Origin of the sequence: Paraburkholderia sp. GAS32, from assembly GCF_050434225.1 — a bacterium.
Taxonomy (GTDB): domain Bacteria; phylum Pseudomonadota; class Gammaproteobacteria; order Burkholderiales; family Burkholderiaceae; genus Paraburkholderia; species Paraburkholderia madseniana.
This window is the reverse complement of record NZ_JBNPVS010000022.1, coordinates 37,106-46,794: the sequence shown is the minus strand read 5'-3', so window position 1 is coordinate 46,794 and position 9,689 is coordinate 37,106. Positions and strand designations below refer to the sequence as shown.

Sequence of the window (9,689 nt, the reverse complement as noted above, 5' to 3'; positions counted from 1 at the left end):
GTCACTCGGGGCTTTTTTGTGTCACTTGCGGACTTGATCCCGCTTTAGTCTTTCCTCCCATGCGTCGAGTGCTTCTGCAAGCAACTGACCCAAGGTGATCCGGTGAATGTAGGCAAGATCACGCATCCGGTCGATTTCATGCGAGGCCGCTTTGATGTTGATTTGCCGATCACGATACACGGGGCGGCTGGACCGGAACCCGTTGGCCTCGGCCAATCGGTTTGTCTGCTCGGGTGTGATTGCCGGTCTGCGGCTCCGGGTCTCGGGCTGGAATTCTTCGGCCAGTGAGCGGGATCGGTCGGCTACAGGTGCCGGGGGCCGCGCCTCATCCTCAACCTCATCGAAGGGGCTCACACGTGCGACATTGCTCGCGTTAGTGTTCTTGCTCATGCCCGTTGCCCCCGCGCCTGCGCCGGTTGCTGCTGCTCCCGAATCATGCTCAACACTTCATCCGTGAGTGCCAATGCGTTATCGCGTGCGCGTGCCACGTTCGACACTTCACCGTCCATTTCGTAGACCGTCAAGCGAAACGAGAACATGGCGCGGAATGCCTCGCGCTCGCATAGCTCAACCGAAAGCATCGGGACGCCAATCCCGCGCAAGTCGTCGGCCAGTGCAGCACGGGTCCGCGATCTGATTGCGGCGCTGGTACGCGTCCACAAGATAGCGTGAGGCACATGACGCCCGCTCATGCGTTCCTGCTGACGGACCACTTTGAGCGCCTTGCTGGCCTGTGCGGCGTCCAGTTGCGACGCCTGCATGGGGATCAGCACAAGGTCGGCACATGCGACGGCCAACAGGGCGATTTTGCCCGCCGTGCCTTCCAGGTCAACGATGACGAATGCCGTCTGTGTCGCGGCCTCGTCAATGCGATCCTGAATCGAATCCTCGTCAACGTCTGAAATAACGGATATTCCCGGCTTCGGCTGGCCTTCGGACCACGCTTTGAGGGGACGGTTAGGGTCGGCGTCGATCATCGTCACTGACGCGCCTTGGTGGGCTAGGCTGGTGCCTAGAACGAGTGCGGACGTGGTTTTTCCTACGCCGCCTTTGGGCGAAACGAGGACAATGATTGGCATCGGCTCTAGTCTCCGGTTGGTAGCCTGGGTAGCCTTGGTAGCTTCCACGGGGGAGGCTAGGCGCATCATAGGAGCGCGACGCTGACGCGTCAACCGGGGACAGAACGAAAAAACCGCCTCGGCGGGCGGCTAGTGCGGGTCTGATAGGGGGCCTATCGGCTTAGGCGGGCTGTTCTCCACAGGAGAAGCGCGCTCACCACGGCACAAACGGCGACAGGCACGGTCGCCCCCCATTCAACGGGCGCGCGGCCTACAAGCTGCATACCGACAACGCCACCGCCAACAAAAACCGTCAGGCAAAAACAGAAAAGATGGAATGCCTGGACTTCCACACGGACATTGACAAAGGCGGGCGCTCCGTCTGCGGGCGGCTGCGGGGACTGACTGTTGGTTGCGTTTTCAGTGTCGCTCATATTCGTTTTCTCAAAGGGTAGGGTGATTGAGTCGGGATCAAACCGGTGGGTCGATCACGACGCCGAAGGATGGGGCCAATCGGTCAGGGTCGTAGGCTTCGACCAATCGACCGATCCGCATTCCTACCGTGGGGCGTCCAATCTTCTCAAGGTAGATCATCGCCCCGGCGCACATGCTCTCGCGTCCGCTCGCCGTGTAGTTGCCTTCATCGTCCCATTCGCCGCCTGTGCGGGGATTGTGGACCGTCTTGTGACAGTGAAACGTACTATGGTCGTCACGTACCAAACCGTCGATGATCCCCTCCACGCGCCCCGACTCAAGCTCAATCGCCCCGGCCTTGCGGAACGGACAATTCTTGCAAGGCCGGTGCAGCTTGAAAAACGCTTTGACGTTTGAGGGGATCATGTTCGTGCCTATACGTGTCGGGAGACTCGGGCTTCTGCCTCGGCCAAGTCCTGTTTGTTACGCTTCTTCTCGGCCTTCCGCATTTCGTCCTTCGTCACGCAGACGGAACAGCGCGTACCGGGGATTTCGACGGTCAACTTACCCTTGTTGGGGCCAGTCTTCGCGGCGCGGAACTCGGCCCCTGCGAACTTCATCGTATTCCAGTTCGCGGGCGGGCCTTTCTCGATCCAGCCAGCCGCGTACAGGCGGAAATTCGGGGATGCAGGCTTGATCTTCGCCAGCGCGACCCTGCCGCCTGGACTGTCCGCAAAATAGTCTTTCATGCGGGCCTCCTGCTTGGTTACTTCGCTGCGGTTGCGTGGTCCTGAACCCACATATGCCAGTCTTCGGCCTGCGCCGTCTGCTGCGTCTGCATCTGCGTGAGCGTCGCCAAAATCGCACGGTTCGTCTCGATCAGCGTGTCGAGCCGGTCATTCGCGCTCATGGGAACATACGCCCACTTGCCGTGCCGGTCGCACTGCATCAGGTGGTCTTTCACGTCATAGCCGTAGACCGACTCGGGGCCGGGGCCTTGGTCGCATTTCTCGTTCACCACGGACCACGGCGGCGAAAACTGCTGCGGAGCGCTCGCACTCGCGGGGGCGGGCGTTCCTGCGTGGGCCACGCCCGAAGCGAAAGCAACAAGGGCGGCGAAAGCGACAAGGGTTTTCTTCATGATGGTCTCCAAAGGGGAGGGTTAGGGCTTACTGGCCCACGTACTGGCCTTGCAAGGCACCGAGTAGGGCTGCGATACCGGCTTCGAAGCCGTCACAGAACGATGCGTATTCGCGACCCGTGACCGGCGCGTGAGTCTCGGCCCCGGCTCGCCACGTCGCTGCACGGTCGGACATATCCAATACTGCGGCGTTGACGGCAGTTTCGTTCGCCTTCACCAATTCGGGAATCAGGCTCAACGGTGCGCCTTCGAATTGCGTCACGGTCGCCGCCTGTTGCGCGTTGTCGGCGGCTGCGTCGATCAGGTCTTGAAATTCTTCAACAAGGGACGCGATGAACTCGGCATCGGTCGATCCCCGGACCCGGAGTTTCAGCATTGCGGCAAAACGCTCGGCCATCTTTGCTGCATCCACACCACGCACAGGCGTCAAGCCCTCACCACGGGCGACACAAGCGGCCCCGGCTTCGATAATGAGTCTGCCGAAGGTGGCTTCCAGTCGCACCGCCAGTTCGTCGCCCGGTGCCTTTGTCGCGGCAACGTTTTCGGGCCACTGGCCGCTGTCGATGAGGTCAAGCATCCCGGCGACGGTGCTGCGGAATCGCATATCCGCATTCACGACATGCCACAGGTCCGATGCAATCACGGCGAAAACCTCGGCATGCGTCAGACGCGGATTCGTGGCTTTCAGACGATTCGATTGCTCGCCACAGTAACGCGAAAATTCAATGGTCGCGCCGGTCGGAGGCTTGTCCGTGGTCTCGGTGGCTTTCTGCGTCATCGCTTCCCGTTCGTTGTTGGGTATTGAAGGAGGAACTGTATCATTCATGAATCACGGCGTCAATACTTGTCACATTAACGAAAGGGGTAGAACGGTGAAGGATGGGCTTTCGGATGGGCCGGGATAGCCTGCGTTTTAGCGTCCGCTAACAGTCGGTCGGCGGGTCGAAAGACCGGGCTTCGATGCACAGGGCGTGCGCCTGCTCAAGCACCTTTTGCCCCTTCTCGAAACTGTTTCGGTCGCGGTCGTTCGCGTGCTGGCCGTGGGCCTCACCGATCAGGTGTTGAAGCTCTGTCACGACTTTCAACAGGTCGAGCCGGGTAGGGCGCTTCGTAACTCTCATAGAGGCGCGGTCACTCATAGCGCGGTGATTCCGCTGATTCGCGTGTAGCCCACGCGTTGCAGCTTCGTGTACGCGGCCTGCGGAGTGTTCGCCTTGACGGTCACGGTCTGGATACCGCCACGGGAGCCACGGCCCGCGCTTGCGGAGTATTCACGGTCATTGCGTCGCTGAACCATGCTCATTTCTGTTCCTCGGGCTAGGCGGCTGCGCGAGCGGCTTTGAAGTCATCGGCGTGAAACTCGCGGGCCACAAAAGGGCGGGTTGCCACGATGGTACGGGTGCCGTACTTGCGGAAAAACGTTTCGGCCTGTTCTTCCGTAATAGCCTTGGCGGTCGTGCGACGATCCAGCAACAGGTCCGATTCCGGCTGACGGGTAATCGCCTTCACGGTCTGGACCAGGGAGCCGCAACGCTGGTCGCTGGTGATACCCCAAAACGTACCCGCCTCGCGGGCGAATTGGGCGGCGAACTTATCGACGTACACCTTGCCCGTTGCCAGGCAGTTGAAGCAACCGCCAGGGATACCGGCGCAAACCACGGGACCGCCCACATTGCCCGAACCTGCGCAGCGGCGGCACTTGATCTGCTTGGTGTTCATGGCGCTCCCCGTGTGCTGTAGTCCTGCGTTGTCGAGTTTTTATTATTGCATCACGACAAGTCAGGGTCAAGCATTTTCTGTGATTGAAAAAGAAAAACCCGTCACGGGGACGGGTTTTCGTTTCGACCGGGCGGGGCGATCAGCGTTTGATCTTGGCTTTGGCCTTCGTTTCTGCCTCTCGCCACTTCGCGGCCAGGGCTGCGGGCAACCAACATTCAACCTGTTCCCAATCGGCGGGGATTTCGGCCTTGATTTCCAGCACGCGGGTTGCGATGTAGTGAACACGCTGGCGTTTCAGGCCGGTAGCGTCCGCGACGATTGCGTAATGCTCGCCGTTCACGAAAATGCGGCGGGCAACCTCGATGGTTTCTGGCGTCATGCGCTTCAAACGGGTCTTGATCGCGCTGAACTCCTTGGCCGTCATCCGGGGAAATTGGCTGTCTGCCGCGACGTGGAGCGGGGCAACCTTGGCGATTGTCTTCGTCATGGGTCGCTCCTTACGCGGCGATTGCGGCTTTCGCCTTGTCGTAGTCGGCACGCATCTTTGCGGCTTCGGTGGGCGGGAGCCACACGCTGACGTGTTCCCAATCGTCGGGCACGCCGTCGCGAGTACGCAGAAACAAATTCACTACGTCATTGACGCGCTGCCGGGGGATGCCCGCTTCCTTGCCTGCGTCCGCTCCAGCGACGCCCTCCACCAGAACAAGCCGAGCGGCTTCAAGTCGGGCTTCCGACTGCGGGCCGACCTTGGCCTTGACCTTATCGAACTGCTTGGCCGTCATCTGGCCGGTTCCGCGAGCCGTGCTGCCCTTTGCGGTGGTTATGCTCATTTGCTGTGCCTTATAAAAATTATTGTTCCACGTCAAACTGCGGCTTGTACTCGTTGAGCTTGGCGCTTGCGAGAGCAACGAACACATATCCTGTGTCAGTTCGCTCCGCGTGCCAGACCGGATAGTCTACCGTCAATCCTTGATCGCGAACGAAATTCATAGCTGCTGACGCATGGCTGTCTAGGCTGACGTGGTATCGGTTTTCTCGATACGGGTACGTCTCGGACAAGCGCCCCATGCGCACCCGAACACTCAAGCCGTCCATCACTGACCTGAGTTTCGATTACGTACATTTGCGATGCTCCGCTGTTCCTATCCGGTCAAATTGTCCCGCACATTGAATCACGCGTCAACACCTGTCACTTTTCATGGAACCGGGTCCATAAAAAGGAAAAAGCCCCTGCATATAAAAAGCCCCGCTCGGTGCTTTCGCACGGCGGGGCCGGGGAGTGCTGCGGGAGCCTTGTTACTCGACGGTTGCTTCTGCCGGTTCTGCGGCTGCGGCGACTACTGCCGGGGTGTTCGGCGTGCCGGTGAGGCGATTCAGGAACGCCTTGCCCACGTCCGTAGCGCCCAGGGTGGCGAGCATACCCGTGAGGTTCATGCCGCCCTTACTGCTGAAAGCATCGCCCAGGTGTGCGATACCCGATTGCACGTCGCCAGCGTTCGCGATCACCTTCAACTCGGCCTTTTGCATGGCGCGGGCCATTTCGAGACCCACGGCCTGACCGGCTTCGATCTGCTTGACGCCGATCAGGTAGCGCTGGTAGCCCTCGTCTTGACCGATCTTCTCGGCCAGCGTGATTTGCGCGTTGACCGGAGCCATCAGCATTGCCTCTTGGGCTGCTGCTGCGGCTTCGCCCTTCGCGCGGGTGCCCTGTGCTTCCTTCTCGGCTGCGGACAATGCACCTTCCGCTTCCGTGATTTGCGCGGTTTTCTTCGCGTCGGCGTTGACGCTCGCCGTTTCCTTGTTCTGCTCGGCCTGAATGATCGCGATGGCCTTTTCCTTATTCGCCTCGACCGTCGCGACTTCCGCACGAATCTGAGCGCCCTGAACCTCGTTCACACGCTGGACTTCCATTTCGCGCTCGGCGGTCGTCTTCTTCGCCGCGCCGATTTCCTGTTGCGCCGTCTGCTCGGCCAAGCCGATCTGTTTCGCCGTTTCCGCCTTGCTCTTGCCGATCTGTTGTTCCGATTCCTGCTGCTTGAGGGCCACGGCCTGTGCGGCGGCGATTTCAGCCGATTGCGCTTCCTGCTTGTTCTGCGCCACGGTCTTTCGCGAGTCCATGTCGATCCGCGAAACTTCCTTGGCCTTCATGTTTTCGATCACGGTATAGCCGTCCGCGTCGTGAACGTCCATGAACTCGATAGACTTGACCGTGGTAACGCCCCACTGGCCGACTTGTTCCTTCACTTCCTTGGTGAACGCCTCGGACAGTTCGCCACGGGCACGCATGATGTGTTCCAGCGAGTTCGTCGCCAGCACGCGGCGCACCGAGCCTTGCATGACGGATGCCAGGTCGTCGGTCAGGGCTTGGAACGTCGCCACACGTTGCGCCGCCGTTTCCGCGTCCTGAATCTGGAAGAATGCGACGGCGGTAATTTTGAACGGCACGGTTGCCGAGTCGTAGGCCAGATAGCTTTCCAGCCGCACCTGAAAGATGCTTTCGGGAAACGCGGTCACGGTGATACCGAGTACCGGAACCCACGTGGGAAACGCGTAGTACGTGTTGCCTGCGGGCTTGCCGCGACCATACGGCTTGCTGCTTTTGGTCGTCTGGACGATGTGAACCATATTCGTCGGGACCACGCGACGGAGCCGCACGGCGGTAATACCCGAAAGGGCGACGAACGCCGCGCCAACTGCCGATGCAATGATGGTCAAATCCATTTCTTTCCTCTTTTCTTCTGCGTTGAAATTGTGTTGCGGTCAGGGTTGAAAGCGCAACGGAATCCTACCTTTTCGAATCACGCTCGTCAATACTTGTCCGCGTCCCTGTGACAAATAGGTGGGGCACACAAACAAAAAAACCGGCACTAGGCCGGGTTTGGCGGGGTAAGGCGGCTATTAGACGACATGGAGCCAGTGGATAATTCCGTTGAGGCTCGTCATGGTGTAACCGGCTTGCATTGTCACCATGCCCCATGCGTGGTTCTTGATGCCGTAGCCGATCCAGAACGCGTTGGAGACCAGAAACAGGACGAATCCGTAACCTGACGTTGCAATGTTCATGGACAACAGGGCCGAACCAAGCAGGCCGATGATTGCGCCCGCCCACTCGATTTTCTTGATGCTCGGCATTCCCACAAGCGCTGCAATCAGTTTCTTGGTCGTCTTCATTCTGTCACCGTTGGTCGTTGTCGAATGAAACCATTATTCGTGATTCAACAACTGACGTCAAGCATTATTTGCATCACAAATGCGAAAGCCCCTTCGGTGAGGGGCTTCGTCTGCTGCCGGGGTCTCGTTTAGCTCTCGGTGGGGCGGTTGATCTGCGTTTCCTTCACGCCGTCATTCATTGGGTGACTTTTGACCGTGGCGCGGAATTTGATGGTCGATCCCTTCTCGCCCAACGCCTTTCCGAAGTACACAACAAGGTCATCGCCGCAACGGATTCGGTTGACGTGGTATTCGCTGCGGTCGCCCATGAGGGGCTGACTCACGTATTCCAGCACACCTACAAAGTCACGGCGCTCGCCCACGGTCCCGATGTGTACCGACTTCATATCAACGACGCGGCGGGCCTCTCGCTGAACCTGCCGGGCCTCGAATAAGCCGTTTTCCACTGCGTAGCCCTGACACATGCCGACAATCGCGAGAAGCACAGGATCAAGGTCGCCTTTGCCTGCTTGGTCGGCCCAATACAGGACGTAAGTGCGATCCACTTCGCCAACGGATTTGTCCTTGTGCTTGCCGAACGGGAAAACGCCCGACTCAGCCAATTCGAGTTTGCGGGTCTCGTTGACGCTGAGTTTGCCCCTGCGCTTGTAAATCTCGCGGTCTGCCTCGCCGTCAAACACGATGCTGAACGTATCTGTTTCGCCCACGCGTGCGCGGAACGCGTCAACGTAAGCGCGGCCCTTCTCGATTGCCAACAGTTCATCAGCGGCGAGATTGCACACGTAATGGTCGGGCATGAAGTCGCTCGCGTAACCCGGCTGGCCCATGTAGTCACGGCGAAAGCGGAGCGTGTACATCGCGTTCTTCGCGCCAGTGCTGACGTAGTACGTCTGAACCACCTTTACCGGTTGCTGTTCCATCGCTTCCCCGTCGCGTTGTCGAATGATTCAATTATCTGTGATTCACGAAGTACGGTCAAGCATTATTTGCATCACAAATTGAAAAAAGCCCCAATGCGGGGGCTTCGGTGGGCGCCGCTCGCGCTCGGTTAATTCAGGGATTGGGCTTCCACGGTGGAAATCAGATAGTCCGCGATCACCTGACGTGGGGTTATCCGGTGGCAAGCAGAGTCGCTATTGGCCCTGTTGATCCTCGGTTCGTCGCATACGCCGTCTTTGTTGTAGACGCAGCTTTCTACCCGGCAGTGACAGGGCACTTGCGGTAACTTGACGCGAATTTGCCCGCTCGGGACTTTCATTCCGGCTCCTTCGGATGCAGTGCGGGCACAATTACCCGGTCGATCAGGTCATCCATGTTCCGGCTGTCGTGGTAGTCGATCACGTCAACAATGACGAACATGGGATTCACTTCTTGAAAATGTCGTGGTACTCGACAAACTGCGTCGGCATACCGAAAACGTTTTCGCGGTCGGCCTCCAACTGGATATTCGGCGGCGGGGCCAGTTTCGCCACGTTCCGGCGATAGATCGCAATGCCCGCGCACTGTGCGCCTTTCAGCGTGTGACAGTCAACTACTGCGTCGCTGTGGGCGGTCGCAACCCACTGTTGCGGGGTAGCGCCCCCAAGCCAACCACGAAGCGAATCACGCTTCCACGGGCAATCGGAACAAGCCGTTTTATGCTGGCACTTCGCCTGCACGGCCTCATCGCTGGTAATCAGTTTGGCGCGTCGTTTGGTCATGGTGGCCGGTAGTGAATTCGATATGGTAATTATCCGTGATTCACTAACTCGCGTCAACACATGTCACACGAAAGGGGCGCAAAAAAGCCCGCGCTCGGCGGGCTTCTCGGGGTAGAGCGACAAGGCTTAGGCATCGGTCTTAATCAGGAACGTTTCACGATCCTTTCCGGCGATCCAGAGCGGGGGTTTGCCGCGACCGCTCCACGTATCGCCCGTTTCCGCGTTGCGATACTTCGGGGCCGCTTTCACGCTCGGGCGACTGGCCTTGCCGTTCGGGGCAATGATCTTCACGCAATCGTGAAGCTCGTAATCGGAAACAAGCCCGCGAATCTGTTCCAGAATTTCGGCGCGGGCGGAATCACGCACAGCCGTGATTTCCTTTTCCAGTTTTTCACGCTGCGCAAGCAGTTCGCGATAGGACAACTGCGCGGCTGCGTTTTCGGTCGTCATTTACTTTTCCAATTCAGGTTGATGGGTGACGAGAAT

At 59.0% G+C, this 9,689-nt stretch carries 16 protein-coding genes; all 16 read right to left on the bottom strand.

Annotated features, from left to right (window positions below; genetic code table 11):
* Positions 1 to 21 precede the first annotated feature (21 nt).
* Positions 22 to 390 carry a hypothetical protein gene (locus tag P3T25_RS24860; RefSeq protein ID WP_429359205.1) on the bottom strand — a complete coding sequence of 123 codons (369 nt, stop codon included), beginning with the start codon at positions 388 to 390 and terminating at the stop codon, positions 22 to 24.
* Positions 387 to 1,079, bottom strand: coding sequence for an AAA family ATPase (locus P3T25_RS24855; protein WP_429359204.1), 693 nt, complete (start codon positions 1,077 to 1,079; stop codon positions 387 to 389). Before P3T25_RS24855 ends, P3T25_RS24860 begins: the two co-directional genes overlap by 4 nt.
* Positions 1,080 to 1,529: 450 nt before the next feature.
* Positions 1,530 to 1,898, bottom strand: a complete 369-nt coding sequence (locus tag P3T25_RS24850) for a hypothetical protein (RefSeq protein ID WP_429359203.1) — start codon at positions 1,896 to 1,898, stop codon at positions 1,530 to 1,532.
* A gap of 8 nt (positions 1,899 to 1,906) precedes the next feature.
* Positions 1,907 to 2,221 (bottom strand): hypothetical protein, encoded by a 315-nt coding sequence (locus tag P3T25_RS24845; protein WP_429359202.1) that lies wholly within the window; start codon positions 2,219 to 2,221, stop codon positions 1,907 to 1,909.
* A 17-nt stretch (positions 2,222 to 2,238) separates the two neighbouring features.
* Positions 2,239 to 2,613, bottom strand: coding sequence for a hypothetical protein (locus P3T25_RS24840; RefSeq protein WP_429359201.1), 375 nt, complete (start codon positions 2,611 to 2,613; stop codon positions 2,239 to 2,241).
* A gap of 28 nt (positions 2,614 to 2,641) precedes the next feature.
* Positions 2,642 to 3,391, bottom strand: a complete 750-nt coding sequence (locus P3T25_RS24835; protein WP_429359200.1) for a hypothetical protein — start codon at positions 3,389 to 3,391, stop codon at positions 2,642 to 2,644.
* A gap of 145 nt (positions 3,392 to 3,536) precedes the next feature.
* On the bottom strand, positions 3,537 to 3,752 hold the full coding sequence (locus P3T25_RS24830; RefSeq protein ID WP_429359199.1) for a hypothetical protein: 216 nt from the start codon (positions 3,750 to 3,752) through the stop codon (positions 3,537 to 3,539).
* Positions 3,749 to 3,916, bottom strand: a complete 168-nt coding sequence (locus P3T25_RS24825; protein ID WP_429359198.1) for a hypothetical protein — start codon at positions 3,914 to 3,916, stop codon at positions 3,749 to 3,751. Before P3T25_RS24825 ends, P3T25_RS24830 begins: the two co-directional genes overlap by 4 nt.
* A 14-nt stretch (positions 3,917 to 3,930) precedes the next feature.
* On the bottom strand, positions 3,931 to 4,332 hold the full coding sequence (locus tag P3T25_RS24820) for a hypothetical protein (RefSeq protein ID WP_429359197.1): 402 nt from the start codon (positions 4,330 to 4,332) through the stop codon (positions 3,931 to 3,933).
* Positions 4,333 to 4,471: 139 nt separating this feature from the next.
* Positions 4,472 to 4,819: a TrfB-related DNA-binding protein gene (locus P3T25_RS24815; RefSeq protein ID WP_429359196.1), complete on the bottom strand. Its 348-nt coding sequence runs from the start codon at positions 4,817 to 4,819 to the stop codon at positions 4,472 to 4,474.
* Between the two features lie 10 nt (positions 4,820 to 4,829).
* Complete coding sequence (locus P3T25_RS24810) at positions 4,830 to 5,162, bottom strand: TrfB-related DNA-binding protein (protein ID WP_429359195.1); 333 nt, start codon at positions 5,160 to 5,162, stop codon at positions 4,830 to 4,832.
* Between the two features lie 466 nt (positions 5,163 to 5,628).
* Positions 5,629 to 7,053, bottom strand: a complete 1,425-nt coding sequence (locus tag P3T25_RS24805) for an SPFH domain-containing protein (protein ID WP_429359194.1) — start codon at positions 7,051 to 7,053, stop codon at positions 5,629 to 5,631.
* A gap of 177 nt (positions 7,054 to 7,230) precedes the next feature.
* A complete protein-coding gene (locus P3T25_RS24800) occupies positions 7,231 to 7,503 on the bottom strand; it encodes a hypothetical protein (RefSeq protein WP_429359193.1) in 273 nt (90 codons plus the stop codon).
* A gap of 128 nt (positions 7,504 to 7,631) precedes the next feature.
* Positions 7,632 to 8,360, bottom strand: coding sequence for a hypothetical protein (locus P3T25_RS24795; RefSeq protein WP_429359192.1), 729 nt, complete (start codon positions 8,358 to 8,360; stop codon positions 7,632 to 7,634).
* A 507-nt stretch (positions 8,361 to 8,867) separates the two neighbouring features.
* Positions 8,868 to 9,263, bottom strand: a complete 396-nt coding sequence (locus tag P3T25_RS24790; RefSeq protein WP_429359191.1) for a hypothetical protein — start codon at positions 9,261 to 9,263, stop codon at positions 8,868 to 8,870.
* Positions 9,264 to 9,329: 66 nt separating this feature from the next.
* On the bottom strand, positions 9,330 to 9,653 hold the full coding sequence (locus P3T25_RS24785) for an H-NS family nucleoid-associated regulatory protein (protein WP_429359190.1): 324 nt from the start codon (positions 9,651 to 9,653) through the stop codon (positions 9,330 to 9,332).
* Positions 9,654 to 9,689 lie beyond the last annotated feature (36 nt).

Coding starts and splice junctions, on each gene's coding strand:
- P3T25_RS24860 (WP_429359205.1), bottom strand. CDS start 390: ATGAGCAAGAACACTAACGCGAGCAATGTCGCACGTGTGAGCCCCTTC.
- P3T25_RS24855 (WP_429359204.1), bottom strand. CDS start 1,079: ATGCCAATCATTGTCCTCGTTTCGCCCAAAGGCGGCGTAGGAAAAACC.
- P3T25_RS24850 (WP_429359203.1), bottom strand. CDS start 1,898: ATGATCCCCTCAAACGTCAAAGCGTTTTTCAAGCTGCACCGGCCTTGC.
- P3T25_RS24845 (WP_429359202.1), bottom strand. CDS start 2,221: ATGAAAGACTATTTTGCGGACAGTCCAGGCGGCAGGGTCGCGCTGGCG.
- P3T25_RS24840 (WP_429359201.1), bottom strand. CDS start 2,613: ATGAAGAAAACCCTTGTCGCTTTCGCCGCCCTTGTTGCTTTCGCTTCG.
- P3T25_RS24835 (WP_429359200.1), bottom strand. CDS start 3,391: ATGACGCAGAAAGCCACCGAGACCACGGACAAGCCTCCGACCGGCGCG.
- P3T25_RS24830 (WP_429359199.1), bottom strand. CDS start 3,752: ATGAGTGACCGCGCCTCTATGAGAGTTACGAAGCGCCCTACCCGGCTC.
- P3T25_RS24825 (WP_429359198.1), bottom strand. CDS start 3,916: ATGAGCATGGTTCAGCGACGCAATGACCGTGAATACTCCGCAAGCGCG.
- P3T25_RS24820 (WP_429359197.1), bottom strand. CDS start 4,332: ATGAACACCAAGCAGATCAAGTGCCGCCGCTGCGCAGGTTCGGGCAAT.
- P3T25_RS24815 (WP_429359196.1), bottom strand. CDS start 4,819: ATGACGAAGACAATCGCCAAGGTTGCCCCGCTCCACGTCGCGGCAGAC.
- P3T25_RS24810 (WP_429359195.1), bottom strand. CDS start 5,162: ATGAGCATAACCACCGCAAAGGGCAGCACGGCTCGCGGAACCGGCCAG.
- P3T25_RS24805 (WP_429359194.1), bottom strand. CDS start 7,053: ATGGATTTGACCATCATTGCATCGGCAGTTGGCGCGGCGTTCGTCGCC.
- P3T25_RS24800 (WP_429359193.1), bottom strand. CDS start 7,503: ATGAAGACGACCAAGAAACTGATTGCAGCGCTTGTGGGAATGCCGAGC.
- P3T25_RS24795 (WP_429359192.1), bottom strand. CDS start 8,360: ATGTACACGCTCCGCTTTCGCCGTGACTACATGGGCCAGCCGGGTTAC.
- P3T25_RS24785 (WP_429359190.1), bottom strand. CDS start 9,653: ATGACGACCGAAAACGCAGCCGCGCAGTTGTCCTATCGCGAACTGCTT.